Source organism: Nocardioides sp. InS609-2 (assembly GCF_023208195.1).
Lineage (GTDB): Bacteria > Actinomycetota > Actinomycetes > Propionibacteriales > Nocardioidaceae > Nocardioides.
On record NZ_CP060034.1, the window covers coordinates 2,557,952 to 2,583,591 of the forward strand.

Here is a 25,640-nt window from a genome sequence, read left to right on the forward strand (position 1 = left end):
AGGCTGGTCCGGTGACCGAACGCAACGTCCTCGGCGGCGATCTAGAACCGTGTGGCACCGACCCCGTGACCGGCTTCTTCCGTGACGGGACGTGCACGGTCGGGCCGGAGGACGTCGGTGTGCACGGGGTCTGCGCGGTGATGACCGACGAGTTCCTGGCCCACCAGCAGGCGGTCGGCAACGACCTCCAGACCCCCCACCACGAGTGGAACTTCCCGGGTCTGCGGCCCGGCGACCGCTGGTGCGTGGTCGCCGTCCGCTGGCTCCAGGCGTTCGCCGACGGCGTGGCCGCGCCGGTCGTGCTGGCCTCCACCCACGAATCGGTGCTGCGCGTCGTACCCCTCGAGGCACTCGAGGAGCACGCCGTGGACGTACCCCCGGACCTGAGCGAGCTGGACCAGCCCTGAGTCCTACTTGGCGGCCTCCCGGTCCGGCTTCGCTGCGGGGGTGAGGATCCCCGTGAGCTTGACCGAGATCAGGCCCAGGGCGCACCCGATAAGGAGTGTGACCAGGGTGTTGACCCAGACCCAGACGTACGGCGTCGACAGGACGCCGCCGAAGGCGCCGGCGCCGGCAGTCGCCGGGTCGCCCAGTGCCTTCACGCTGTTGCCGACGCCGCCGCCGTCCGGGGCCCAGTTGTCCAGGCCGGTGGCAATCCACCAGAAGATCGTGGCTGCGAACGCGCCGAAGATGCCGGGCACGTAGTACCAGTCGCCGACCACGGAGACCATCACCACCAGGAAGGCCGCGACCGCGACCACCACGGCGATGCCCCAGAAGTCCGGCAGGTCGGCGACCTCCGGAGCCAGGGCCATCACGAAGAGGCCGCCCAGCGTCCCGACCACCGAGGCGACGGCGACCTTCTGGAGGGCTGAGCTGTCGGCTCCGGCGGCGAAGAACAGCCCCCACGACACGAACGCCGTGGGGACGATGAGATGGAAGCTGGCTGGCAGGCTCAGCCCGTTGCCGAGGTCGCCCGAGGTGACCCAGTGGAAGGTGAAGTTGAGACTGAACTCGACCCAGATGAGCGCGAGCACGGCGATCACGATGGCGAGCGGAGCGGCGGCCTTCAGGCGAGATGTCATGGGGACTCCAGGTGACTGCGAGATGAGGGCCCGGTCAGTATCCGCGCGGACTTCGCCCCTTCACGTCGCACTTTGCGACGGTTCGCGCTGGCGCCGCAGCGCCAGCAGCCCTCACAGGTCCCGGACGAACCGGTGGCACGCGTGGACCCGCCTGAATCGCCGCCGGAGGTCGGCCTCGACACCGGGGTCCTGGGTGTCCGCATGGAAGAAGCCCGACCGGGGCTCCAGACCCACCTGCGCCTGGACCGCATCTGCCATCTCGTCGACTCCCGTCACATACACGTGTAGGTACCGGTAGCCGACCTCGAAACCGGACGCCTCGTACCAGGCCCGGGTGCCAGGGTCGTCGCGGGTCCACGCGTCCAGCCGCGTGATGCCGCGCGCCTTCAGGCGTCGTACCAGCTCGTCGAGCAGGGCGCCGGCCAGACCGGTCCGGCGGTGATCGGGATGTACGACGACCGTGTCGATCGTCGCCCCGTGCTCGGCCAAGGACGCGTCGCAGATCGCGACCACGTCGTCGCCGCTGACGGCCACCAGTGACAGCCCGGGTGCCGGCGCTGGACGCGTTGGCCAGACGTCGTCGAAGTAGGTCGTGTCGAGAAAGCCCAGGACCCGGCAGCGCAGCCACGAGCGCTCGTCCGGGTCCGCGTACTCCCGGAACCGTGGAGCAGCCCCGACACCTGGCGCCGATGGCGTCGCTGCCGTGATCTGGAGAGTGTTCGGCCGGGTGTCGCCGGTGAGTGAAGGGCCACCTGGCTCTGGACTGCGGGCGCGAGACTCCAGGTCACGCGCCACGAAGTAGCCGTCCGGGCCGGTGGCGATGATCCGCGAGGTCACCTCTGGCTCGCGCGGACAGCGCAATCTCCGTGACGACCACCACCGGTCCAGAAGCTGCCCGAGCGATGCCGTCCATGCGTGAAGGCTTCGACGATTCGGTCACCGCGCCTGCCAGGAACATGCCGTGCGACCACAGCAGCGGGTGGACCGGCGGCCCCAATCGTTCGAGCCACTCGTCGAGCACGTCACCGGCCAGGAGGGGTGCGACCTGCTCCGGCAGCAGCAGGTGGGCGTCGGCCGTGGATACGACCCAATCGAGGAGCCGCGCCGCGCGGTCCGGGTTTGCGACCCGCGTGTGGTGCCGGGCGGGCAGGGCGGCGAGGACCGGCCACTGGCCGCCGCCCGCAACCCCCTGCCACACCGGCGAGCGGGGTCACGTGGGTCTGGTCGCGGTTCTCCTCCCGCCAGTCCCGGCAGGTGTCGGTGCCGGTGGCGACCAGGTAGCGCACGGCGGTCTCGATGCCTGCGGCTTACGTCGCGGGGTGGCCGCCGGAGACGAGCTCCAGGACCCGCGCACACCAGCCGTGGAAGCGGTCCGCCTCGTCGTGCAGACCGGCGCCCTCGGCGACGAAGGAACCGTCGCGGAACCAGGAGCACTGGTACGGCGCGAAACCGGGCGATGCGGGTCACGAACTACCCGGATCCTGGTGCGTGCGCAGCAGCTCCGCCGAGCGCCCGGCTAGCGGTCGCCGGCGGTCGGGAGGGGCGTCGAGGGGGTTGACAGGTCCGGACATGTCCGGCACGTTAACGGATGTAACCGGTTTCTGTAACCGGTTACATCACTGGTAGAGGAGGCTCCGATGTTGCCCACGATTCGCGATGTGGCCCGCCAGGCCGGCGTCTCCATCGCCACCGTCTCCCGGGTGATGCGCGAGTCCGAAGGCGTCCGTGACGCCACCCGGGTCCGTGTCCTGGCCGCCGCTGAGGAGCTGGAGTACACCCCCAGCCAGCTCGGCCGGCAGCTCGCCGAGCGGCGGCACGCCGCCAACGGCATCGTCTTCCCCGACCTGTCCGGCCCCTACTACGCCGAGGTCGTCTTGGGCTACGAGGCCGTGGCCGCCGAGCTGCGCCGCTCCGTGCTGATCTTGTCCACCCACGGCCGCAGCGATGCCGAGTCCGCGGTCCGCGACATGGCCGGTCGCTGCGACGGGCTGGTCATCCTCGGCCGCACCGTCAGCGACGCCGCCGTCCTGCACCTCGCCGACCGCGGCACCAAGCTGGTCCTCGTCGCCCGACCCCCGATCGGGTCCGTCGACTCGGTGAACGCCGAGAACCACGCCAGCGCCCGCACCCTCACCGAGCACCTGCTCTCCGAGGGGGTCCGCAACCTTCGCTTCGTCGGTGACCCGGTCACCTCGCCCGACGTGGCCGAGCGCTGGGCGGGCGTCCGGGCTGCCTTCCTGCGGTCTGACTCCGGCCGCACCCCCGAGCTGGTGACCGTCGACGAGCTCGACGAGGAGTCCGGTGCGGCCGTGGCCGCCGCCGCCCTCGCGGCCGACGACCTGCCCGACGCCTTCGTCTGCGCCAACGACGAGCTCGCGCTCGGCCTGCTCGGCCGGCTCAGGGCCGCCGGCGTCGACGTGCCCCGCACCGTCATGGTGACCGGCTGGGACGACGTGATGGCCGCGCGCTACGCCGGCCTGACCACCGTCCGCCAGCCGATGCGCCAGCTCGGTGCCACCGCCGCCCGACTTCTCGACGAGCTCATCGTCGAAGAACGCACCGAACCACGCCATGAGCTGCTCCAGACCGAGCTCGTGATCAGAAGCAGCAGCAGCTCCACCTCCCCTAAGGAACCGAAATGAAGCGCACTGCCACCGCCCTCGCCGTTGTCGCCGTCACGAGCCTCGTCCTCACGTCCTGTGGACGCGACGAGGCCGGAGGGGGTGGAGAGGAGCAGAGCAAGGCCATCTCCGACGGCGCCGCCACCGGGACCATCGAGGTCTGGGCGATGGGCACCGAGGGCGACGAGCTCCAGGCGTTCTCCGCCGACTTCGAGGAGGCCAACCCGGACGCCGAGGTCAAGGTGACCGCAATCCCGTGGGACGCCGCGCACAACAAGATCGCCAACGCGATCGCCAGTGGCGAGACCCCCGACGTGAGCCTGATCGGCACCACGTGGATGGGTGAGTTCGCCGAGGCCGGTGGCTTGATGCCGACCCCCGAGGGCCTCGTCGACGAGGCCGACTTCTTCCCCGGCGCCTGGGGTTCGACCGAGGTCGGCGGCACCTCCTACGGCGTCCCCTGGTACGTCGAGACACGGGCCCTCTACTACCGCAAGGACATGGCGGAGAAGTCCGGCTGGAGCGAGGCCCCCCAGACCTGGGAGGAGCTGCACCAGTTCGCCACCGACATGAAGGAGAAGGGCGGCGCCGAGTACGGCCTGAGCCTGCAGCCCGGCCAGACCGGCTCCTGGCAGACCGTGCTCCCGTTCGCCTGGTCCAACGGCGCCGCGGTCACCAACGAGGCCGGCACCGAATACACCATCGACTCGCCGGAGATGGTCGAGGCGCTCGACTACTACACCTCGTACTTCGACGAGGGCCTCTCGCCGGCCCGGATGCTCGACCCGGGCGAGCTCGAGAGCGGCTTCGCCGACGGCAGCTACGGCGCCTTCATCTCCGGCCCCTGGCACACCGGGCTCGTCGAGGAGGCCGGCCTGAGCACCGACGAGTACGCCGTGGCGCCGCTGCCCGGCAAGGACTCCGGACCCGGCACGTCGTTCGTCGGCGGTGGAGACCTCGCGGTCTTCTCGGACTCCGACAACACCGACGCCGCCTGGAAGTACGTCCAGTGGCTCAGCGAGCCGGAGACCCAGCAGGGCTTCTACGACACCGTCGGTGACCTGCCCGCCGTCCAGGCCGCCTGGGACACCGGCGAGCTCGCGGAGGACCCGCAGCTCCAGGTGTTCGGCACGCAGCTCGAGACCACCGAGGCCCCGCCGGCCGTCCCGACCTGGGAGCAGGTCGCCGCGACGATCGACACCCTCGTCGAGCAGGCCTCGAAGGGCGCTACGAAGCCTGAGGACGCGGTCAAGGAGATGCAGTCCAAGGCGTCGTCGATCGGCACCGGTCTCTGACATGACCGCCACGGCAACGGAGCCGCGACAGGGGCGGCCGGCGAAGGACAGCCGGCCGACCAAGTCGCGGCACGTGGATCCCACGCGGCGCGGCCAGGCCGTGGCCGCGTGGATCCTCGCCCTGCCGTTCTGCGCACTGTTCCTCGTCTTCACCGCGGGACCGGTCCTGGCCAGCCTCGGCCTGAGCTTCACCGACCTGCGCAGCACCGACGTACGCAACCCGCTCGGTGTCGAGTTCGTCGGCCTGACCAACTACGCCGACCTGGTCTCGGACCCGCTTTTCCGCAAGGTCACCCTCAACACCCTGCTCTACCTGGTGCTCGGGGTGCCGCTGACCATGGCCGTCGCGCTGGGTGTCGCTGTCGCGCTGAACCGGATCACCCGGCTGCGCGCGTTCTTCCGGGTCGGCTACTACCTCCCGGTCGTGACCAGCATCGTGGCGGTCTCGGTGGTGTGGAAGTTCCTGCTCCGCGACAACGGCGGGCTGGTCAACGTGATGCTCGCCTGGGTGGGAATCAACGGTCCTGGCTACCTCGACTCCACGACCACCGCGCTGCCGACGCTGGTGGTGATGGCGGTCTGGCGCAACTTCGGCAGCCTGATGGTGATCTTCCTGGCCGGCCTGCAGACCATCCCGAAGGAGATCTCCGAGGCTGCGGAGACCGACGGGGCGTCGGCCTGGGCGACCTTCCGCTACATCACCTTGCCGATGCTCCGCCCGACGCTGCTCTTCGGCGCGGTGATCACCAGCATCGGCTACCTCCAGTTCTTCGAGGAGGCCTTCGTGATGACCAAGGGCGGCCCGCTCGACTCGACCAAGTCCGTCACGTTCTTCACCTATGAGCAGTTCGGGTTCGGCAACTACGCCTACGCGTCGGCCGCTGCCTACCTGCTGTTCCTCGCCATCGTGCTGCTGACGCTGTTCCAGTTCCGGCTGCTGCGAGAGAAGGACTGACATGAGCAAGACCCAAGCGTCACCGCGCCTCGCGGGAGCAATGCGTGCACCCGGCTGGCTGTACGCCGTGATGGCCGCCGGACTCGTCCTCGTGGTCATCCCGTTCGTGTGGATGCTGCTGTCGTCGTTCAAGCCCGAGGCCGAGGTGCGCGCCGTACCTCCCACCTGGTGGCCGGAGACGATCACCATGGACAACTACACACAGCTCTTCACCCAGCTGGACTTCCCGCGCTTCTTCATGAACTCGGCGATCGTCGCGGTCGCCGTCGCCGCCGGCAACATGGTCTTCTGCTCGATGCTCGGCTACGCCCTCGCGAAGCTCGACTTCCCGGGCAAGAAGGCCGTCTTCGGCGTCGTGCTCGGCACGCTGATGGTGCCGGGCGTCGTCACGTTCGTGCCGCTCTTCGTGCTCACCACGAACATCGGGCTGACCAACACGCTGCCCGGGATGATCCTGCCGTTCCTCGCCGGCCCGTTCGGCGTCTTCCTGATGCGGCAGTTCATCGCGAGCCTGCCCGACGAGCTGATCCAGGCCGCGCGGATCGACGGTGCAGGTGAGCTGCGGATCTTCTTCTCGATCATCCTGCCGCTCTGCGGTCCCGCCGTCGCGACGCTCGGCGTGCTCACGTTCCTCGCGTCCTGGAACAACTTCCTCTGGCCGCTCGTCGTGGCCACCTCGGAGGACAAGTACACGCTGCCCGTCGCGCTCGCGCTGTACGCCGTCGGCCAGAACGCCACGAAGTACGGCCTGCTGCTCGCCGGCGCGGTCGTCGTCGTGATCCCCGTCCTTGCCGTCTTCCTGCTGCTCCAGCGCCGGATCATGCAGGGCATCGCCATGACCGGCATCAAGTAAACCCACCCATCGCGCCTCTCGGAGGAGTCCCCCATGCGCGTACGTCGAACACCCGTCCTCGCGGCCATCGCTGCCGCGGTCGCCCTGATAGCCACCACGGTTGCCGTTCCATCGGCACCCGCGGCGACCGAGAGGCACAACCCCGACAAGCGCGTCCTCGAGAGGTACGCCGCCGACACCTGGAAGTCCTTCGAGGCGATGGCGGTGCCGGCCACCGGCCTGCCGGCCGACAACATCGGCGGCAACCTCGACCCCGCGACCCGCAGCGGCTTCACCTCCCCGACCAACATCGGCGCCTACCTGTGGAGCACCGCTGCCGCCCGCGACACGGGCCTGATCGGCAGACGCGAGGCCAAGTCCCGGATGGCGCAGACCCTCGACTCGATCGCCGGCCTCGAGCGCCACGAGGACAGCGGGATGTTCTACAACTGGTACGACCCCGCCACCGGGGCGAAGCTGCGGACCTTCCCCGAGTCCAGCGACCCGATCAAGCCGTTCCTGTCCTCGGTCGACAACGGGTGGATGGCCACCGGGCTGTTGCTCGCCGCCCGCGCCGAGCCCTCCCTGGCCAGGAAGGCCGACCGGATCCGCGAGGACATGAACTTCGGCTGCTTCTACAACCCGCTGGAGAACGCGCCCGCCGGGCAGATCCGGGGCGGCTTCTGGGACGAGGACCCGCTGGAGGCGGCTGCGGTCAAGGGCAACTACTGCGGCGGCGCCGACGTGTGGTTCACCGGCCACCACTACGGCGCCTTCAACACCGAGCCCCGCATCGCGTCGTACCTCGGCATCGCCGCCGGGCAGATCCCGGCCCGCCACTACTTCGGCACCTACCGGACCTTCCCGAACGAGAACTGTGACTGGTCCTGGACCGAGACCAAGGCGCTCGGCTCCTGGGCCGAGCACGAGGGCGTCCGCGTCTTCGAGGGTGCGCTGCCCTACCGCGGCATGCAGATCGTGCCGACCTGGGGCGGCAGCATGTTCGAGGCGCTGATGGTGCCGCTGTTCGTGCCCGAGGAGACGTGGGGCCCGCGCTCGTGGGGCGTCAACCACCCGCTCTACGTGCGCGGCCAGATCGAGCACGGGATGCAGGAGGCCGGCTACGGCTACTGGGGATTCTCCCCCTCCAACAACCCCGCCGGCGGCTACCGCGAGTACGGCGTCGACCAGCTCGGCATGGACGGTCCCGGCTACACCACCGACCAGGAGCGCACCGCCGTCGACCAGCCTTACGAGGGCTGCCCGGGACGTGAGGGCTCGCCCGCGCCGACGTCGTACGGCGACGGCGTCGTCACCCCGCACGCCTCCTTCCTGGCGCTGCGCTACGCCCGCGACGCCGCTCTCGAGAACCTGTCGAACATCCGGCAGGACTTCGACTCCTACGGCCCCGGCGGCTTCTACGACGCCGTCGCGGTGGGCTCCGGCACGGTGTCGAAGCGCTACCTCTCGCTCGACCAGGGCATGGTCATGGCCGCACTCGGCAACGCGCTGGCCGGCGACGACATGCGCAAGTACGTGGGCCGCGGTGCCGTGGAGAAGACACTGCGACCGCTGATGAGCGAAGAGATCTTCGCGAGCAAGGGGACTGAATGAGCACCGACGCTCGCACCGATTGGGAGAACCGGATCGGACTGCGCAGCGGGCACGCCTTCGGCGGCTCCGCTCCACGGCTCAGCCCGCCCGGAGGCCTGCGGGCGGTGGCCGGTGGCGCACAGGTGACGCTGACCTGGTCACCCGTGAAGGGCGCGATCGGCTACCAGGTGCACGTCGCCGACACCGCGGACGGACCGTGGGAGCCCCTCGACCACCGGGGACGCGACGTCACCTCGGTGCCGCACCCGCCGTACGTCGACACGACCGGGTCGCCCGGAGTCGAGCGGTGGTACGCCGTGTCCTCGCTGTCCGACGTACACGTCGACGGACCGCCGTCGTCGATGGTGTCGGCGACCCCGCTCGCGGAGGCGAGCGGACCGGTCACCGTCGCGGTCGAGGCCACGACGGTGGTCGGCGAACTGGACCGGCCCTGGCGCCCGATGATCGGCAGCGAGCACCTGTCGCACGCCCTCTCCACCGACACCACCGGCGGCCGCGTCGTCGGCGAGGAGCTCAGCGCGGCGCTGTCCGCGGCGCACCAGGAACTCGGGGTGACCCACGTGCGGGCGCACGGGATCCTGTGCGACGACCTGGCGGTGTACCGCGAGGTCGACGGCAGGCCCGTGCACGACTTCACCGGCATCGACCGGGTCTACGACCACATCCGCTCGCTCGGGCTCTACCCCGTCGTCGAGGTCTCCTTCATGCCGCACGACCTGGCCAGCGACCCGTCGAAGACGGTCTTCGGCTACGACGCGATCATCTCGCCGCCCAAGGACTGGCAGCGCTGGTTCGACTTGGTCCGCGACCTCACCGCCCACCTCGTCGAGCGCTATGGCGACGAGGTCGTCGAGGAGTGGTCGTTCGAGGTGTGGAACGAAGCCAACCTCGAGGTTTTCTGGTCGGGCCTGCCCGAGGACTACCTGAAGCTGTACGACGTCACTGCTGCCGCCGTACGCGAGGTCGATTCACGACTCGTCGTCGGTGGCCCGTCGTCCGCCGCGGCCGGCTGGGTGGAGGAGCTGCTGGCCCACGCCGAGAAGTCGGGTGCCCCGGTCGACTTCGTCTCGACGCACACGTACGGCGCCCCGCCGCTGGACTTCCGGCCCATGCTCGAGCGCCACGGTCGGGGCGGCACGCCGATCTGGTGGACGGAGTGGGGCGTCACGCCGACCCACTTCAACGAGGTCAGCGACGCCGTCTTTTCGGGGGCCTTCCTGCTCCGCGGCATGAAGTCGGCGATGGGACGCATCGAGTCGCTCGCCTACTGGGTGGTCTCCGACCACTTCGAGGAGCTCGGCCGCCCACCGGAGCTGCTGCACGGCGGCTTCGGCCTGCGCACGGTCGGTGAGCTGCGCAAGCCCCGCTGGTGGGCGCTGGCCATGATGGAGCGGCTCGGGTCGCACCGGCTCGCCGTGTCGTCGTCGGGAGACGGAGGCGACTCACTGGTCGAGACCGTGGCGGCGTCGACCGACGACGGTGAGGTGTCGGTGCTGCTGTGGAACCTCACGCTCGACCAGACCAAGGCAGCCGGTTCCCCCGCTCTCAGTCGCAACGTGGCGGTGGAGGTGCGCGGCCTCGCTGCCGGGTCGTCGTACACGCTGCGCCATGACCGGGTCGACGAGGCCCACTCGAACGTCGCCGCCGCATGGAGTCGCCTGCGCGAGCCCGGGCAGGCCTGGCCGACCGACACGCAGTGGGAATCCCTGCGCGCGGCCGACCAGCTCGAGCGGCTCGAGCCGGACCGGGTCGTCGCGGCCGACAAGTCCGGGCTGATTCGGGTCGACTTCGTGCTGCCGATGCCGTCGATGAGCCAGCTGACGCTGGTGCCGGTCGAGTAGGCAGGTGCTGCTCAGGGCGGATCCGCTCGGGGCAGCACGCCCTTCTGCGCGTCCGTGCCCGATGCCACGGTGGAGGCATGACTGACAACACCACCACCCGTCTCGACGACGACCTCGCCCGTCGTCTCCTTGACCAACGCACGGTCGTGCTCGGATCCGTGCTCGACGAGACCATCGGCAATCGGCTGTGCTCGGCACTGGTGATGCTCGCGACCGACGACGCCCGGGCCGACATCTGGCTGTGGATCAACAGCCCCGGTGGATCGGTGCCGGCGATGCTGGCCATCCGGGACACGATGCGGCTGCTCCCGGTCGACGTGTGCACCGTCAACATGGGGATGGCCTACAGCGCCGGCCAGTTCCTGCTCAGCGCCGGAGCTCGGGGCCGGCGCTACTCCCTGCCACACGCGCGGGTGCTGCTCCACCAGGGCTCTGCAGGGTTCGGCGGCACGGCGGAGGACATCGCGCTGCAGGCCGAGGACCTCCGCCACACCCGGGACACGGTGCTCGGCCTCATCGCGGAGGACACCGGCCAGCCGGTGGAGACGGTCGAGCGCGACTCGCGCCGCGACCGCATGTTCACCTCGGCCGAGGCGACGGCGTACGGGTTCGTCGACCACGTCGTCGAGTCGCTGGACGAGATCCGCCCACCCGCGCCCCGCTCCCTGGGTCTGGGGGTCCGAGCATGAGCTCCTACACGATCCCCTACGTCACGACTCAGTCAAGCCGCGGCGAACGCACGACCGACGTCTACAGCCGGCTGCTCGCCGACCGCGTCATCTACCTGGGAACGCCCATCGACGACGGCGTGGCCAACGCGGTGATCGCACAGCTGCTCCACCTGGAGTCGGAGAGCCCGGACTCCGCGATCAACCTCTACATCAACTCACCCGGCGGCTCGATCCCGGCGATGCTCGCGGTGTACGACGCGATGCAGTTCGTCCGGTCTCCCGTGGAGACCACCTGCGTGGGCCAGGCCGTCGCCACGGCCGCGGTGCTCCTCGCCGGAGGTGAGCCCGGAAGACGTCTGATCCTGCGGCACGGCCGGGTCGTGCTGCACCAGCCGGCGGCGGAAGGGCGAGGCACGATCCCCGACCTGATCCTCGAGGCCGAGGAGGTGGAGCGAGTCCGGTCGCTGTTGGAGGAGCTGCTGGCCCAGCACACCGGTCGTACCTCGGCGCAGGTGCGCGAGGACACCGACCGCGACCTCGTCATGACTGCCGAGGCCGCCCTCGCGTACGGCGCAGTGGACGCAGTGCTCGACCGGCGGGGCGGGTGAGCGGCGGGGCTCAGTCGGGCGAGGTCGACCAGTCAGGCCGCGAGGCAGACGGGGCCGTCGTACGAACCCGACCCGTGCCCGCTTCCGTTGGCTTCCACGGCTCGCGAGGCGACGTCCACGGTGCGCAGCCCCAGAGCACCGGACAGGGCGGCAAGGATCTCCGACGAGGGATCCTTGAGGCCGCGCTCGACCTCGGAGAGGTACTGCGGGGACACGCCCGACCGCTCGGCCACATCGACGAGCCGCAGGTCGGCTGCCAGCCGGACCTGCCGGAGCGCCCGTCCGACCTGCTCGCGCCACAGTGGCTCGGGCCGAGTCCTGGCCGACTCGGCGGACGGGTCGGGGAACGCGATGACTTCTCCCATGCGCCCACGCTAGCCGCCGATCCGGCCGGAATCCTGCTGGTTCTGCTCACAGCGGAACGGCCGACCGAAGCTCAGGCGTCACGACCTTCCCGGGAGTGACTGGGGCCGACGCCGGCCCACTGAGTGGTGACTCAGACCCCTCCTGCACCTGATAGATCGCGTCGGCAACGCGCTCCATGAGCGTCACGTGCCGATGCTACGACCGATCGGGGCGCACGGCTCCTGCGTTAACGTCCCGGGCATGCCACTGACCCCAGACGAGTTCTACGACCACGCCGTCGCCGCGGCCGACGACGAGCAGCGCCTGCCACTGGCGCGGATGACCGGCTGGGACATCAGCCCGTTCGAGGCCGATGGCCTGCGGGTGTCTCAGCTGCGACCGCCGGTGGTTCCCGAGCCGCCGAGGCACGGGGAGGACCCGGCGGACTGCACGTCCTGCCGGCGTCGTGACGAGGGCATCTGGCTGGACGACCGCTGGCGGCTGACCCAGGTGCAAGGGGTGGGGGTGCCGCTCGTGTTGATGCTGCACCCGCGTGACCACCACGACCTCGCGGACCTGACCGACGACCTCGCGGCAGAGATGGGCGTGCTCAGCGCGCACCTCGCCCGGCACGTCCAGGCCCTGCCGCACATCAGCCGGTGCCACGTCTACCGGATCGGTGACGGTGGCGCCCACCTGCACGTCTGGCTGTTCGCCCGTCCCGAGGGTCAGGCCCAGCTCTACGGCTCGTGGTTGGTCGTCTGGGACGACCTGCTGCCCGAGTACCCCGCCGCCCTGGCCGAGGCGGACGCCGCGCTCGTGGCGGACGCGCTCGTCGCGTCGTACGGCGGCCGGCGAGGTCCCGCGGCGGGCTGATCGCTCCGCAGCCATCGCCAAGAGGTTGCGCTCCGACAGTGCTGGCGGCAGACGGGCGATGCTAAGCCGGATGTGTGTCGGTGCCGCTCTGGTTGACTCGTTCCAACTTGACCAAGCCGCTCCAGCCACGTTCGACCATCAGCTCCTGGAGCCGGTCCCGGAGTCGGACCATCCGGGGACCGCCAGCCAGGACCACGGTGTCGAGGAGGTCGACGAACGAGCCGTCGGGCAGGGCCTCGTCCTGGTGGTCCAGCTCGCCGCGGGACGCAGCCTGCTCAGCCATCTCGACCACCAAGTCGGCTATCTCCGCCAGCCGGGCCTCGGACTCGTCACCGGTGAATACCGCGCCCATGGTCCGGAGGAAACGCAGCATCAGCGGGTCGTCGAGGTAGGCCTCCTTCTCGGCCATGAACTCCCCGATCTTCTCGGGCCACTGTGCGGCGATCAGGATCCACGCGTCCCGCTCCATCTCGACCATCGCCTCGGGCGCTCCCAGCGAACGCATCCGGTCGAGATAGGCGGTCACCGCCGGCGGCAGCGCAAGGCTGTCGCCAGCCGCCAGCTTCGCGATCCTGCGGCGATGCTCCTGCAGCTCCCTGATCTTGCCCCGCAGCCGGCGGTCGATGTCGGCCACCGCGCTGATGAACCCTTCATCCTCGGCGGTCAACAGCTCCTGGACCCGGGCGAGCGGGACGCCGGCCTCGGCGAGGGTCCTGATCCGGATCAGCCGAACGACGGCCGGGGCGGCGTAGGTGCGGTAGCCGGAGGCGTCGCGCTCGGGCTCGGGGAGCAGCCCGATCTGGTGGTAGTGCCGCACCGCGCGCGTGGTGACTCCGGAGTATGCCGCCAACTGGCCGATCGTGAGCACGGTGTCAGCCTGCCCGAACCTTGGAGAAGAGTCGACCAGCGCAGGCGTACGACAGGGCGATGATCACCACGCACCAGCCGATCGCCCACCACAGGTCTGCGCCGGGGTCGCGGCCGGCGAGGAAGTCGCGGAGGGTGTCGATGATCGGGGTGAACGGCTGGTTCTCGGCGAACCACGCCACGCCGGCAGGCATCGAGTCGGTCGGGACGAACGCGCTGGAGACGAAGGGCAGCAGCACCAGGAACATCGGTGAGTTGCTCGCCGTCTCGACGCTGCCCGCAGCCAGGCCGAGCGCGACGCACAGCCAGGTCAGCGCGAGCGCGAGGAGAGCGAGTACGCCGAGGGCACCCAGCCACTCGGTGGCGCTCGCGTCGGGCCGGTAGCCGAGCAGCACCGCGATCACGAGCACCACCGCCACGGCGATCGCGGTCTGCACCAGCGCGGCCAGCACGTGCCCGGTCAGCACCGAGGACTTGGCGATCGGCATCGTCCGGAACCGGTCGATGATCCCTTCGGTCGCATCCCTCGCGACGTAGATCGCAGTGCTCAGCGCCACCGAGGCGACGGTGATGATCAGGATCGCCGGGGAGATGTAGTCCAGGTAGTCAGCCCTGCCATCCCCGCCTGGCAGCCCGGCGCCCATGGTGCCGCCGAAGACGTAGACGAACAGCAACAAGAACAGCACCGGCTGCCCGATCAGCATCAGGGTCAGGGACGGGTAGCGCTGCATGTGTTTGAGGTTGCGGCGCAGCATCGTGGTCGAGTCCAGGACGGCGTACGTCATCGTGCTCATCGGATCTCCTCCGTCTCTTCGTCAGTGTTCGTGGCGGGCGTTGCGGTGTGGCCGGTGAGGGCGAGGAAGACGTCGTCGAGAGTCTCGCCGCCGGCCTGCGCCTTGAGCTCGGCCGGCGTCCCCTCCGCGACCAGCCGGCCGCCGTCGAGCAGCCCGACCATGTGGGCGAGCTGGTCGGCCTCTTCGAGGTATTGCGTCGTGAGGAAGACCGTCACGCCGTCGGCCAGGAGCTCGCGGACGATCTGCCACAGGTCGCGCCGGCTGCGCGGGTCGAGACCGATGGTCGGCTCGTCGAGGAAGATCAGCCGCGGCCGGCTGATCAGCGTCATGCCGAGGTCGAGCCGGCGCTTCATGCCGCCGGAGTACGTCGCCGCGCGCCGGTCGGCGGCGTCGGTCAGGTCGAAGCGAGTCAGCTGCTCGTCGACCCGGGCTTGCGCCTCGGCCTTGCGCACGTGGGCGAGGTCGGCCATCAGGCGAAGGTTCTCCCGACCGGTGAGCAGCTCGTCGATCGCGGAGAACTGCCCTGTGACGCCGATCGATCGGCGTACGCCGTCCGGCTCCCGGCGGACGTCGAACCCGGCGACCCGGGCCTCCCCCGCATCGGCCGTGGTGAGGGTCGACAGGATGCGGACCATCGTGGTCTTCCCGGCGCCGTTGGGGCCCAGCAGGGCGTAGACGGTGCCGACGGGGACGGTGAGGTCGATGCCTTGGAGAACGGCGACATCGCCGTACGACTTTGTCATTCCCGCGACTTCGATCGCGGTGGTGTGGTTGCTCATGAGAGCAGCGTGAAGGGTTGACGCTGCGTCAAGGTCAAGTCCCGGTTCGCCGCCCCTGCCGTGCGGCGCCGCGTTTCGCGGCTGGCGACCCGGGGACTGGAGTCGGCATGGACATCGAGGTCTCTCCCGCCGCAGTCCTGCGCTGCGCGGATGCCGTCGAGACGACAGCAGGACAACTCTGCTCAGGTGACACGCCAAGTCACGCCTGGAACGACGGCTTCACGCTCAGTGCCGCGATCGGCCGGTTCGCGACCCAGCTGCAGCAGACCACGACCCAGGCCGCTCTGGACACGGGCAAGACCGCCGAAAACCTGGACGTCTCGGCCACGCTGCTGCGTCGCGTCGCTCCCAGGGCAAGACCGCGAAGGAGAGCCAGCAGGAGCTGGAGACGCAGGCGAGTCGCGCCCGTGAGGCGACCCTTGCACTGCTCGCGCTGATCGGGATCGACCTGCGCCCGACCAACGACGGCCCGATCGACCTCACGGATGAGGGCATCAGGTTGCAGGCTGACCTGAACGGTCAGGACCGCTACGGCGACAGCACCACGTTGTCGACCCTCGTCGCCCTCGCACACTCCGATCCGAGCTTCATCCGCGAGCACGTGGTGTGGGATCCACGCGCAGATTCTTGCCGGCGTGCCGAAAGGCCCCGCGGTGCGCCCGGTTAAGGTTCGTCGCGTGAGTGCTCCGGTGCGGGCGGTGATCTTCGACTTCGACGGCCTGATGATGGACACGGAGTCGACGAACATCGCGAGCTGGGAGCGGGAGTGGGCGCGGTGGGGATTGGTTCTTGATCGCGAGAGCTTCTTCGTACCTCACGGCGGTGACGTGACTGAGCATCGCTACGACGTCCTCGCAGCAGCTGTCGGGGTGTCCTTTGATCGCACTCGGAGCCAGCAGCGTCGGACTGCAGACCGGGACGCGATCCATGGTTCGCTCCTGCTGTGCGAGGGCATCGAAGGCTGGTTGGACGAGGCGGCTGCGGCGGGGCTGCGAACCGCGGTGGCTTCCTCCTCGGATGTCGCCTGGGTCGAGCGTCATCTGCGACAGGTGGACGTTGTCAGCAAGGTTGACGTGATCGCTGGCGGCGACGAGGTGGCCTCGCACAAACCCGCTCCGGATGTGTACCGGCTCGCCTTGTCGAGACTCGGCCTCACCAGTTCCCAGGCCGTTGCCGTGGAGGACACCGCTCACGGCATCGACGCCGCCCACGCCGCTGGACTCGCATGCATCGCAATCCCGAACCCGTTCGTCGATCCTGCACGCGTGGCACACGCCGAGGTGGTGCTTGCGAGCGCTGCGGAAGCGTCACTCGCCCATGCCCTGCGGCAGGCATCGCGCCCCTGGCCGGCCTGACGTGGCGTCTGGCTGGATGGGGACCGTGAAGCCCACGCCACGTCACCGGGCCGTGCTCTTCGATCTCTTCAACACGCTGGTCCCGGGAGGGAGCCGGGAGGAGCGCGATGAGGTGTCGAGGCGCATGGCCGAAGCGGTCGGCGTCGAGCCCGCGACCATGGCCGGCCTGATTCGCAGCACCTTCGATAACCGGACCCGCGGCCGGTGCGGGGACCTCCGGCAAACCATGGTCTGGCTGGCTGGCGAGCTCGGAGCGACTCCCTCGCCCGACGCAGTCCAAGCAGCGCTGGAGCTGCGTCTAGAGATGACCCGTTCGCTGCACTCGCGGACGTGGGCCCTGCCGGCCCTCATCGAGTTGGGTCGCGTCGGAGTCCTTCGCGCGATCGTCAGCGACTGCTCGGCCGAGACACCAACGATCTGGGCGGAGAGTCCCTTGTCGTCACACCTCGAGGCCGTCTCCTTCTCCTGCCAGACCGGGCACCGCAAGCCCGAACCAGAGGCCTACCTTGTGGCAGTAGCGAGACTCGGCGTCGATCCGAGCGAATGTCTCTTCGTGGGGGACGGCGGCAGTCACGAGCTCGCGGGCGCCACGGAACTGGGGATGACCGCCATCCGATTCATCCCCCCGATCGGGGCCCGTGGCGAGTCCATCGATGAGGACACAGCTTGGTCGGGCCACACCATCAGCGACCTCATCGATCTCGTTGCCCTTTTCGAATGAGGGCTCCTTCGCCGAGTAGTCGCGGGCACCTCCCTGCGCGGACGGGCCGATGCTGACCTTCTGTCCTAGCGCCTGCGGATCGGAGGAACTCAGTGGCAGTGGTCCGCCGGGGTGACACCGGCGCGGCCGTCGTTGTCGGTGCGCCTTTGGGCAGACCCGCATCCCGAACTGCCGGCCTGCGATGAGCCCCTCGACCGAGGTTGAAGGCACGGGGCACCCGGGCACTTCCCACTCGATGACTCCCGGTAGCGGTCGCCCTCGTTGACGGCCCCTGGCACCAGGGATCGAACGTCCTCACCAGTCCTCGAGGGAGAGGTTCACAGGGTGCTCGTTTCGGGCCGGGTGGCGATCTGGACGAAGGGGATGGGGCAGGAGTCGGACTCCGCGCACTGGAGGAGATCGTCGCAGCCGGCATCTCGCGCGGCGATCAGGCTGGCCCGCATCACCTGGAGGTCGGCGATCTTCTGATCGACCCCGGCGAGCTTGGCCTCGGCGCGCGACTGCAGGCCACCCGTGGCGACGTGGTGGTGCCGACCCGCCTCGAGGAGCTCCGCGACCTCGTCGAGGGTGAACCCGAGCCGCTGCGCGGCCTTGATGACCCGCAGCGTCGTCACGACCGCCTCCGAGTAGAGGCGGTGGCCTCCCAGGCTGCGCTCGGGTTCGGGGATGATGCCGCGTCGTTCGTAGTAGCGCAGCGTCTCGACGTTGATCCCAGCTGCCTCTGCAACCTGGCTCGGCCGCAGTCCGCTGCTCACGAGGCGGCTCCCATTCGTGACTCGGCACGAGCTCCGAGCGCGGCCAACACCGCCCCATGAGCCGGCGCCGTCTCGATCCCCAGCGACACCGCACCGTCGGCGATCGTGAGATCGAAGGTGAAGAACGAGCAGCAGCCCGTTTCCTTCACGGCCAGGCCCGCAGCTCGAGCTGCCGCCGCCGGGTCGGCGCGCAGATCGAGGCGGACCCGGTGCGGCGACTCCCCCACAACCGCGAGGACATCGCGCGCGAACAGATCGTCGAACTCCGCCCGGCGCAGCGGCTGCTCAACAGTCGGAAGCGTGCAGGCATCCGGGACCCAGTCGTCCCCGACCAAATTGGCTGTCATGCATTGACGGTAAACCCGGACGTAGGTACGGGATGCAAGCCCTTGAGCAGGGCTGGTCCCGGGACGAGAGCGTGAATCTCTACTGAAGTAGTCGTGAAAAGATGCCCGGCCGTTCCGGGAGAGTTCGCTGCATCTCGACAGTGGTGGTCGTTCCACCGGCCGTTTGCAGCGTGTGGTGGATCGGTCGGGCGTCCAAAAGTGGGCGTCGGCTTTGCGTGGGGCACGCCCCCGGCGTCGGCTACGGCTCGCGCGACAGTCGTGGTCCAGCTGCCGCTCGCACCGGTCACATGGAGTCTCGAGCGTCGCACTCGAAGGAGAGTGCCAGAGAAGGGCCTGACCAGGGCCTGACCAGCCGGACGTGACGCCACTTCATTGAGACCCTGAACGAAGTTTCACCTGGTTCGGCTGGGCGCGGGAGCGCCCTTCCTCAGGGGGCTGCGATCTGGCTGGGTGTCGAGTCGGGCGTCGGGATCGTGCTGGCGTTCTGCTTCGGACTGCTCAGCTGGCGCCACTGGAGCAAGCCGAGCGCTCTGAACAGGTCGGATGCGGCCATGCAGCGCTACCCGGTGGTGGTGGGCGTGGAGTCTGCGGTGGACGTCTCGGTCAGCAGATCAGCCACACGGTGTCCCCGCCGCTGGCTGATCAGCGGTAGATCGGACCCGGAGGTAGGCATCCACCGCGGCATGATCGCTTCTCTGGGGCGTCGTGGGGCACGATGCCGTAGGTGAGCACGAGACAGCCGGACCCGTGGACCTACGTCGTGACGGACGTCGAACTCGATGGCCCGTGGCCCGGCGTCAATTCCATGCGCTCGTTTGCCTCGGTGGCTGTTTCGCTCGACGGCACCGAGCACGGGCGTTTCGAGGCGGTGTTGGAGCCGCTGCCGGGAACGTCCCCGGATGAGAAGACCCTGGCGTGGTTCCAGGGGTACCCGGAAGCGTGGGCGGCCGCCACGAGCGACCCCGAGCCCGTTCCGGACGTCATGGCGAGGTACGTCGACTGGCTCAAGGCGCTGCCGTGGCCGCGGATGTTCGCTGCTGATCCGATGTCGCTGGATGGTCCGTGGATCGACTACTACCTCCGCCGGTTCACCCGCTACGGCGTCAGACAGGGCCACCACGAAGATGACACCTTGTTCATCGGTGGCGGCCTGTGCATCAAGAGCTATGCGGCCGCTGTGACCGGTCTGCCCGTTGGGGAGGTGCAGCCCGACACCCTGCCCAGCGAATGGTTCGGCCATGTCCCACACACGCACAAGGCCATTGATGACGCCCTCGGTTTCGCTAACCTGCTGGTGGAGTTGTCGCGTCGAGTCAGCGCCAGCGTCGAGCCATTGAGCCATTGAGCCTGGATAACCCGTGAAGGAGTACACGCTCCAGGGGGTTCGACAGCGATACAGCGGCCGCTCATCACGGCGGCGGCTCAGAAGCGACTTCCAGCCGGACGCGACGCAGGCCCACCTTCATCGCCAAGCCACGCGGAGTCCCAGCTGTTGAGTCTGTTCGGTGTCCCGTGAGCGCCCTGACGGGCTATCCGCGAGCGATGCGGAATCCAACGTCGTCGATCTGATAGGTCGGGTGGCTGCGCCGCCGCACGGCGGCTCGACAGCTCCAGTGCTCGTCGAACCACCCACCGCCGCGCAGCACCCGGTACGTGCCGTACACCTCAGGGTCGTAGAGGTCCCAGCACCACTCCCAGACGTTGCCCAGCATGTCATGCAAGCCCCAGGGGTTCGGGTGCTTCTCGCGCACTTCGTGTGGCCGGCCGTCCGAGTTGTCGCGATACCAGGCGATCGCGTCGAGGGGGCCGTATCGCGGGCCTGTCGTGCCGGCTCGGCAGGCGCGCTCCCACTCAGCCTCGGTTGGCAGCCGGTACCCGTTGGCTGTGGTGTCCCACGCGACGTCGTCGGCGACTCTGCGATAGGCAGAGGCAAGACCAGCATGCTCGGACAGGGCGTTGCAGAACCGAATCGCGTCCCACCAAGACACGCCTTCGACAGGCAGCCGCTCTCCGCGTGTTGCGCCTGGCCACTCGCCAGTGATGTCGGCGTACTCGCCCTGCGTCAGGGGATTGATTGCGATCTCGAACGAAGCCACGTCGACATGCCAGCGTCGGCTAGTTCGTCGATCTGACAGGGTGACCTGACCTGCGGGGACGGCGACCATCTCAGGGGAAGCAATCGTCTCCATGGCTCATCAGACCTTACCGCCTCCCCAATCAAGCCGGGGTGGCACAACACCGGCGTCAGGACATTGCCGGCGGCGGGGTCCGTGGACGCGGTCGCTCCAAAGTGACTCAGGAGAGGATCGTCTTGCGAACCGGGCTGTCCGGGGTGTGGCATCGGCATCGGCTTCGGCCGCCGCCAAGGTCGCCGCCTCGCGGCGGCCGGGCCTCACACACGAGGTGCGCCATGGTGGCGCTTCTCATCGGTTACGCACACTGCTCCACCGACCAGCAAGGCCTCACTGCCCAACGCGACGGTCTGAGGGCACTGGGTGTCTCGCCGGCCCGGATTTACGTCGATCACGTCTTGACCGGCACCAACCGAGACCGGCCCGGCCTGTGCGAATCCCTGGCGGCCTGCCCAGAAGGCGACACCCTTGTGGTCACCAAGCTCGACCGGCTTGCCCGGTCGCTGCCCGACGCAGGAGCGATCGCCGATGAGCTCACCGCTCGGCAGGTCCGTCTCAGTCTCGGCGGCTCGGTTTACGACCCGAACGATGCGGTCGGACGGCTGCTGTTCAAGGGGTTGGCCATGGTCGCGGGGTTCTCTGTTATCTGGACACGCCGGGAGGGTCACCTGCCTGAGCTGAGTGCTGCGGCCTAATGACATGGAGACCGGCGAGGGAGGTCGGTATGCGGGTGGTCAAACAGCGCGAGAACGGCATCGTCCGGCGCGTCGTGCTGATCGATGACCACGGCGGCGAGGTGGTGCCGGTCAATCGGTTCCTGTCGCATCTGGTTGACTCGGGGTACAGCCCGAACACGGTGTGCGCTTACGGCTACGACCTGCGGCACCTGGCTCAGTTCCTGACCGATCGAGCGATGGGCTGGAACGACTTCCGTCCGGTGACGGCGCTGGAGTTTCTCGGCTACCTGCGACGGGTGCCGTCACGACGCCCGGCGCAGCGCCTCGGCCTGACGGTGGCGACCGAACAGGGGCGGCTGCTGGCCCCGGCGACGGTGCAACGTGTGCTGTCCGCGACGTCGAGCTTCTTCGACTGGGCGATCGCGGCCGAGCAGTACACGACCGGCGAGAACCCGATTCAGCGGCGGATCGATCACGCGCTGGGCCGGGTGCCGGAGCGTCACCAGCCGTTCGTGGGCGCCGCGAGCCGTCAGCAGCCGATCCGTCGCACGGTGCGGGTCCGGCTTCCGCTGAGGCTGCCGCGGCCGATGAGCAGCGAGGACATCGACAAGCTTCTGGCCAGCCTGACGACGATGCGCGACCTGGCGATCTTCTTGTTGATGCTCGACGGCGGCCTGCGCCCGGGCGAGGTGCTGTGCCTGCAGCTGGACGACATCTCCTACGGCCGCCGCCGAGTCACGGTCCGCAAGCGCGATGACCACCCGAGGGGCGCCAGGGCCAAGGCGCGCCACGAGCGGGTGGTGGACCTGCATGAGCCGCGCACGCTGGACGCGGTCAACCGCTACGTGCTGCACGAACGCCCACTCGATGCGGTCAGCCCGTTCGTTTTCCTGGTCGGCGGCGCAAGGGCACGCCGGTGCGAGCCGCTGAGCTACCAGGCCGTGGTGCGTGGCTTCGCCCGACGACTGGACCGACTGGGAATTCAATCTCCGGACAAGACGCCGCACGCGCTGCGACACACGCACGCGACCGCGATGTGGGAGGGCGGGATGCGGGAGCTGGCCCTGCAGAAACGGCTCGGGCACGCCTCGCCGGAGTCGGTCCGCATCTACACCCGAGTATCGGACGAGCAGGTGCTCGCCGACTACGACCACGCGCTGCGGGGCCGGTCGTGACACGGGCCCACCCCGCGCGGCACCTGGCGGCGGCACCAGACCCGGTGGCGGCCCCGCGGGTGCACGCCGACCGGGCCACCTACCAGGAGTGGGTGGAGCAGCACTGCACCAGCTACGCGTCGCGCTGGGACCGGATGAAGAACTACGACCGGTTCGTCGAACAGTGGCCGTCGTTGCAGGACTGGTTCGATGCGCCGTTGCGGCAGCGGCTGCTGGACAAGGAGAACTGCGTGCGTGGGCAGCATCCGCACGGGGGCGCGAGCGTGATCATGCCTTACCTGACCTACCTGTCGCTGATGCACGGCGTCGCTCTGGACTATCCGGTGCTGCTCGCCCGGACGTTCACCAGCCCGTTCAAGCTCCAGGCCCGCCATGGTGGCCTTGGCGTGGATGCCGGCCTGTTCGACCGGCACGTGGCGCGGCTCGCCGAGCTCGGCTACGCCACGGCGCGCACGCAGCTGGTCTGGCCGCTGGGCCGGATGCTGCTGCACCGCGGCGACCCGGACCTGACCGCGCTGGGCGTGGACGACCTCGACGAACTGCGCGACGCGATCGACGCCTTCACCTCCCGGCTGCGGCTGGACCCGGTGCGGGAGTTCTACTCCCGGGCACCGGACGAGCGACCGCCGGCCGTGGTCGCTGAGGGGTATCTGCGTTCGGCGATCGCTCGCTTGCACGCGGTGCACGTGCTGCTCTTTGACCTCGGCCAAATCGACCGGCCACCCACCGGACGAGTCACCGCGGGCAGCTGGATGGACCAGCTCGCCCCGCCCGGAGCGCCACCGAAGATCCGCGCCGTCATCGAGCGCTACCTGCGCCTACACCTGGACGCCAACCTCGACCGGCCACAGACCGTGCGTCACGCCCGTGACGCGCTGCGCCGCCTGGTGACCTGGATGGCCGAGACGCATCCGGAAATGGCCAGTCTGGCCGACCTGCACCGCGAGCACGCCGAGGAATTCCTGCGCTGGCTCGGCACGCAGACCAACCAACAGACCGGTGCTCCGTTGAGCATCAGTTACCGGCGAAGCGTGGTCACACTGATCACCCGGTTCGTGACCGAGACCGCCGCCTGGCGCTGGAACGACGTCCCAACACGGGTGCTCTTCAGCCACGCCGACATCCCGAAAATCCCGAAGCCGCTGCCTCGGTTCATCCCCGACCACGAGCTCGTCAAACTGATGACCGCCGTCGAGCAGTTGCCCAACCCCTACCAGCGGGCGGCGCTGATCGTGGCACGATGGAGCGGCGCCCGCCGCGACGAGATCCGCCGCCTCGCCGTCGACTGCCTCGACACCTATCCCGACGGGCACCCGCGGCTGCGGATTCCCGTCGGCAAGGGATACGCCGAACGCAGCATCCCCCTGCACCCACAGGCGGCCGACGCGCTGCAGCCGCTCATTGATCTGGCCCGCCGGCAGGGCAGTCGCCGACGCTACGACCCCAGCGCCGGCCGGGAGGTCCAGCACATCTTCGTGGTGCGCGGCAAGCTGCTATCCAAGTCTCTGCTGTTCGACATGGCCCTTGCCGAGGCCTGCACCGCCGCCGGGTTGGTCGACTCGGCCGGCAAAGCAACGATCACTGCACACAGATTCCGCCACACCATCGGCACCCAGCTCGCCGAAGGCGGCGCTCGCATCCAGACGATCATGGCCGTGCTCGGCCACCGCACCCCGAACATGTCCATCATCTACGCGTCCCTGTCCGATCCGACAGTCAAGCAGCAGTACCAAGACGCCCTCGACCGCCACATCGGAGCCGACGTCACGCTCGCCGGCCCGGCCGCGGACGCCCTTCGCGAGCACCGCCTCGACCCCGAAGCCGTGTCGTGGCTGCAGACCAACTTCCTCAAGACCGAACTTGAACTCGGCCACTGCCTGCGCACCCCGGCCGAAGGCCCGTGTGAGTGCGACCTCGTGCTGACCTGCTCGAAGTTCCTCACTACCAGCGACTACGCACCCCGCCTCCGTGCGCGCCTTGACATGGAGCAGCAGCTCATCGACGATGCCACTGCCCGCAGCTGGCCACGCGAGATCGAGCGGCACGAAGCAACCAAACGACGCCTGGAGCAGCTCCTCCACGACCTGGCCTGACGCCTACCGTGTGTCGGGACGCCCGCGATTCCCGGAGCCAGTCCGCGTGCACGGACATGCCGATGATCGCGCGTGCGAGTCAGCCGCGGTAGCCCTGCATCGCGTGCACCAGAGCCGTGCGCACGATTACGTGAGGGGGCGGAGGCAACTCCTCGAGGCTGAACCATCCCATGTCGTCGTGTTCCTCCGGAGCGACGTTTGTTGGCGTTCCCTGCCAGTCACGCACGAGCCAAGCGCTCAGGACGGCCGGTTCGTGGGCAGATCCTGCGGTCAGCCGACACAGATGAGACGACGAGGCCGTCAATATCTGCACGCCGAGTTCCTCCTGTAGTTCCCGCGTAAGCGCGCCCAACTCTGACTCGCCAGCCTCGATGTGACCACCGGGCAAGTCCCACACGTCCGGGTTGGCACGCTTGTCCGGCCTCCGATGCACAAGGAGGACTCGATCATCTTCACGAACCAACGCGCCCACAACGACCTCGTGCATTCGCCTACAGAAGCACAGCCATCCGACATTTAACCGTCCACTCATGCCGCCGTCGGGGCGGAGCCCGACCATGCCGCGATCCGCGACGTGGCGAAGGTGCGTCAAACCACCGCGTGTCGGCGCCACCGACGACCACACATGCCGATGAGCGGAAAGCGAGCCTTCACAGAGGTTGGCTGGCTAGGCATCATCGGCAGCATGGGATGCTGGGGGACCTTGGCTCTTGAAGGGTGTCTATGTCCAACGTGCCGGTTGCTCGCCCGAAGATCGTTTGTCTGTGCGGTTCCCTGCGCTTCAGCAGGGAGTTTGCGACCGAGCGCACGCGCTTGACGCTCGATCTGGCGATCGTCCTGGCTCCGGAGGCCACCGAGGCGTCTGTGCTGGACCCTTTGCTCGTCCGCGCCTTGGGAGAGCTGCACCTCCGCCGGATCGACCTCGCAGATGAGGTGCGAATCGTGAACCCCGGTGGCTACATCGGGGAGGCCACCCGCCGCGAGATCGCGTACGCCGACGCATTGGGCAAGCGCGTCACGTACTTCCACGAACTGGCTATGAGGGACAGCTAGTAGGTTTCTCCGACCCGATCGCCAGCAGACAGCATGGCCCGGCCTGCTTGTCGGCCTCGATGCCCCGGTTCACGAAAGGCGCACGGACATGCGGCCGTCAGTTGAACGTCCGCTCATGCCGCATAGCGTGCGCTCAGCCGAGTCTGGTG

29 protein-coding genes are annotated in these 25,640 nt (G+C 69.0%); 17 read left to right on the plus strand and 12 right to left on the minus strand.

The genetic code is table 11. The annotated features are described in order from the left end of the window. The first annotated feature begins 11 nt into the window (after positions 1-11). Entirely contained in the window at positions 12-407 is a 396-nt protein-coding gene (locus H4Q84_RS13255) for a DUF2237 domain-containing protein (protein ID WP_248579572.1), read from the plus strand. A 3-nt stretch (positions 408-410) separates the two neighbouring features. Here H4Q84_RS13255 and H4Q84_RS13260 read toward each other — a convergent pair whose 3' ends face one another. The 3 genes from H4Q84_RS13260 to H4Q84_RS13270 all read right to left on the minus strand — a co-directional run bounded on the left by H4Q84_RS13260 (position 411) and on the right by H4Q84_RS13270 (position 2,283). Then, on the minus strand, positions 411-1,085 hold the full coding sequence (locus H4Q84_RS13260; RefSeq protein WP_248579573.1) for a DUF1097 family protein: 675 nt from the start codon (positions 1,083-1,085) through the stop codon (positions 411-413). 111 nt (positions 1,086-1,196) lie between these two features. Then, positions 1,197-1,922: a GNAT family N-acetyltransferase gene (locus H4Q84_RS13265; protein WP_248579574.1), complete on the minus strand. Its 726-nt coding sequence runs from the start codon at positions 1,920-1,922 to the stop codon at positions 1,197-1,199. Continuing rightward, positions 1,870-2,283 (minus strand): hypothetical protein, encoded by a 414-nt coding sequence (locus H4Q84_RS13270; RefSeq protein ID WP_248579575.1) that lies wholly within the window; start codon positions 2,281-2,283, stop codon positions 1,870-1,872. The genes H4Q84_RS13265 and H4Q84_RS13270 overlap by 53 nt, the downstream gene beginning before the upstream one ends. Positions 2,284-2,722: 439 nt before the next feature. Here H4Q84_RS13270 and H4Q84_RS13275 point away from each other — a divergent pair, with 439 nt between their 5' ends. The 8 genes from H4Q84_RS13275 to H4Q84_RS13310 all read left to right on the plus strand — a co-directional run bounded on the left by H4Q84_RS13275 (position 2,723) and on the right by H4Q84_RS13310 (position 11,522). Then, a complete protein-coding gene (locus H4Q84_RS13275; RefSeq protein WP_248579576.1) occupies positions 2,723-3,727 on the plus strand; it encodes a LacI family DNA-binding transcriptional regulator in 1,005 nt (334 codons plus the stop codon). After that, a complete protein-coding gene (locus H4Q84_RS13280) occupies positions 3,724-5,001 on the plus strand; it encodes a sugar ABC transporter substrate-binding protein (protein WP_248579577.1) in 1,278 nt (425 codons plus the stop codon). The genes H4Q84_RS13275 and H4Q84_RS13280 overlap by 4 nt, the downstream gene beginning before the upstream one ends. Position 5,002: 1 nt before the next feature. Then, complete coding sequence (locus H4Q84_RS13285; RefSeq protein WP_248579578.1) at positions 5,003-5,956, plus strand: sugar ABC transporter permease; 954 nt, start codon at positions 5,003-5,005, stop codon at positions 5,954-5,956. Between the two features lies 1 nt (position 5,957). Beyond that, positions 5,958-6,809, plus strand: a complete 852-nt coding sequence (locus tag H4Q84_RS13290) for a carbohydrate ABC transporter permease (RefSeq protein WP_248579579.1) — start codon at positions 5,958-5,960, stop codon at positions 6,807-6,809. Between the two features lie 33 nt (positions 6,810-6,842). Beyond that, positions 6,843-8,402, plus strand: a complete 1,560-nt coding sequence (locus tag H4Q84_RS13295) for a glucoamylase family protein (protein ID WP_248579580.1) — start codon at positions 6,843-6,845, stop codon at positions 8,400-8,402. Continuing rightward, a complete protein-coding gene (locus H4Q84_RS13300; RefSeq protein ID WP_248579581.1) occupies positions 8,399-10,243 on the plus strand; it encodes a glycosyl hydrolase in 1,845 nt (614 codons plus the stop codon). The genes H4Q84_RS13295 and H4Q84_RS13300 overlap by 4 nt, the downstream gene beginning before the upstream one ends. 77 nt (positions 10,244-10,320) lie before the next feature. Further along, positions 10,321-10,932 carry an ATP-dependent Clp protease proteolytic subunit gene (locus H4Q84_RS13305; protein ID WP_248579582.1) on the plus strand — a complete coding sequence of 204 codons (612 nt, stop codon included), beginning with the start codon at positions 10,321-10,323 and terminating at the stop codon, positions 10,930-10,932. Further along, a complete protein-coding gene (locus H4Q84_RS13310) occupies positions 10,929-11,522 on the plus strand; it encodes an ATP-dependent Clp protease proteolytic subunit (RefSeq protein WP_248579583.1) in 594 nt (197 codons plus the stop codon). The genes H4Q84_RS13305 and H4Q84_RS13310 overlap by 4 nt, the downstream gene beginning before the upstream one ends. Positions 11,523-11,554: 32 nt before the next feature. On the opposite strand, the gene H4Q84_RS23185 is transcribed toward H4Q84_RS13310, so the two are convergent. After that, positions 11,555-11,887 (minus strand): helix-turn-helix transcriptional regulator, encoded by a 333-nt coding sequence (locus H4Q84_RS23185; protein ID WP_282580237.1) that lies wholly within the window; start codon positions 11,885-11,887, stop codon positions 11,555-11,557. Between the two features lie 241 nt (positions 11,888-12,128). Between H4Q84_RS23185 and H4Q84_RS13320 the strand changes: the two genes are divergently transcribed. Further along, a complete protein-coding gene (locus H4Q84_RS13320) occupies positions 12,129-12,743 on the plus strand; it encodes a hypothetical protein (protein WP_248579584.1) in 615 nt (204 codons plus the stop codon). 61 nt (positions 12,744-12,804) lie between these two features. On the opposite strand, the gene H4Q84_RS13325 is transcribed toward H4Q84_RS13320, so the two are convergent. From H4Q84_RS13325 to H4Q84_RS13335, 3 genes are read right to left on the minus strand one after another with little or no spacing between them, the layout of a single operon-like run. Then, positions 12,805-13,611 (minus strand): MerR family transcriptional regulator, encoded by an 807-nt coding sequence (locus tag H4Q84_RS13325; RefSeq protein ID WP_248579585.1) that lies wholly within the window; start codon positions 13,609-13,611, stop codon positions 12,805-12,807. Positions 13,612-13,615: 4 nt separating this feature from the next. After that, entirely contained in the window at positions 13,616-14,404 is a 789-nt protein-coding gene (locus H4Q84_RS13330; RefSeq protein WP_248579586.1) for an ABC transporter permease, read from the minus strand. Then, the gene (locus H4Q84_RS13335; protein ID WP_248579587.1) at positions 14,401-15,183 is read right to left on the minus strand and encodes an ATP-binding cassette domain-containing protein; all 783 of its coding nucleotides are present in this window, start codon (positions 15,181-15,183) and stop codon (positions 14,401-14,403) included. The genes H4Q84_RS13330 and H4Q84_RS13335 overlap by 4 nt, the downstream gene beginning before the upstream one ends. A 677-nt stretch (positions 15,184-15,860) precedes the next feature. Between H4Q84_RS13335 and H4Q84_RS13340 the strand changes: the two genes are divergently transcribed. Both H4Q84_RS13340 and H4Q84_RS13345 read left to right on the plus strand, forming a co-directional pair. After that, entirely contained in the window at positions 15,861-16,538 is a 678-nt protein-coding gene (locus H4Q84_RS13340; protein WP_248579588.1) for an HAD-IA family hydrolase, read from the plus strand. 52 nt (positions 16,539-16,590) lie between these two features. After that, positions 16,591-17,259 carry an HAD-IA family hydrolase gene (locus H4Q84_RS13345; protein ID WP_248579589.1) on the plus strand — a complete coding sequence of 223 codons (669 nt, stop codon included), beginning with the start codon at positions 16,591-16,593 and terminating at the stop codon, positions 17,257-17,259. A 317-nt stretch (positions 17,260-17,576) separates the two neighbouring features. Here the strand turns inward: H4Q84_RS13345 and H4Q84_RS13350 are convergent, their stop codons facing one another. The 3 genes from H4Q84_RS13350 to H4Q84_RS23190 all read right to left on the minus strand — a co-directional run bounded on the left by H4Q84_RS13350 (position 17,577) and on the right by H4Q84_RS23190 (position 18,914). Continuing rightward, positions 17,577-18,014 carry a MerR family transcriptional regulator gene (locus H4Q84_RS13350; RefSeq protein WP_248579590.1) on the minus strand — a complete coding sequence of 146 codons (438 nt, stop codon included), beginning with the start codon at positions 18,012-18,014 and terminating at the stop codon, positions 17,577-17,579. Beyond that, on the minus strand, positions 18,011-18,361 hold the full coding sequence (locus tag H4Q84_RS13355) for a hypothetical protein (RefSeq protein ID WP_248579591.1): 351 nt from the start codon (positions 18,359-18,361) through the stop codon (positions 18,011-18,013). Before H4Q84_RS13355 ends, H4Q84_RS13350 begins: the two co-directional genes overlap by 4 nt. Before the next feature lie 427 nt (positions 18,362-18,788). Continuing rightward, entirely contained in the window at positions 18,789-18,914 is a 126-nt protein-coding gene (locus tag H4Q84_RS23190; RefSeq protein WP_282580238.1) for a hypothetical protein, read from the minus strand. A gap of 171 nt (positions 18,915-19,085) precedes the next feature. Between H4Q84_RS23190 and H4Q84_RS13360 the strand changes: the two genes are divergently transcribed. Then, positions 19,086-19,706: a hypothetical protein gene (locus H4Q84_RS13360; RefSeq protein ID WP_248579592.1), complete on the plus strand. Its 621-nt coding sequence runs from the start codon at positions 19,086-19,088 to the stop codon at positions 19,704-19,706. 184 nt (positions 19,707-19,890) lie between these two features. Here H4Q84_RS13360 and H4Q84_RS13365 read toward each other — a convergent pair whose 3' ends face one another. Further along, positions 19,891-20,550 carry an SUMF1/EgtB/PvdO family nonheme iron enzyme gene (locus H4Q84_RS13365; protein WP_248579593.1) on the minus strand — a complete coding sequence of 220 codons (660 nt, stop codon included), beginning with the start codon at positions 20,548-20,550 and terminating at the stop codon, positions 19,891-19,893. 221 nt (positions 20,551-20,771) lie between these two features. Between H4Q84_RS13365 and H4Q84_RS13370 the strand changes: the two genes are divergently transcribed. From H4Q84_RS13370 to H4Q84_RS13380, 3 genes are read left to right on the plus strand one after another with little or no spacing between them, the layout of a single operon-like run. Then, on the plus strand, positions 20,772-21,188 hold the full coding sequence (locus H4Q84_RS13370) for a recombinase family protein (protein WP_248579594.1): 417 nt from the start codon (positions 20,772-20,774) through the stop codon (positions 21,186-21,188). Between the two features lie 29 nt (positions 21,189-21,217). Then, the gene (locus H4Q84_RS13375; protein WP_248579595.1) at positions 21,218-22,345 is read left to right on the plus strand and encodes a tyrosine-type recombinase/integrase; all 1,128 of its coding nucleotides are present in this window, start codon (positions 21,218-21,220) and stop codon (positions 22,343-22,345) included. Beyond that, positions 22,342-24,438 carry a tyrosine-type recombinase/integrase gene (locus H4Q84_RS13380; RefSeq protein WP_248579596.1) on the plus strand — a complete coding sequence of 699 codons (2,097 nt, stop codon included), beginning with the start codon at positions 22,342-22,344 and terminating at the stop codon, positions 24,436-24,438. The genes H4Q84_RS13375 and H4Q84_RS13380 overlap by 4 nt, the downstream gene beginning before the upstream one ends. Before the next feature lie 79 nt (positions 24,439-24,517). Here the strand turns inward: H4Q84_RS13380 and H4Q84_RS13385 are convergent, their stop codons facing one another. Continuing rightward, positions 24,518-24,925: an NUDIX domain-containing protein gene (locus H4Q84_RS13385; RefSeq protein WP_248579597.1), complete on the minus strand. Its 408-nt coding sequence runs from the start codon at positions 24,923-24,925 to the stop codon at positions 24,518-24,520. 236 nt (positions 24,926-25,161) lie between these two features. On the opposite strand from H4Q84_RS13385, the gene H4Q84_RS13390 reads away from it, so the two are divergent. Continuing rightward, the gene (locus tag H4Q84_RS13390) at positions 25,162-25,491 is read left to right on the plus strand and encodes a hypothetical protein (protein WP_248579598.1); all 330 of its coding nucleotides are present in this window, start codon (positions 25,162-25,164) and stop codon (positions 25,489-25,491) included. The last annotated feature ends 149 nt before the right edge of the window (positions 25,492-25,640 follow it).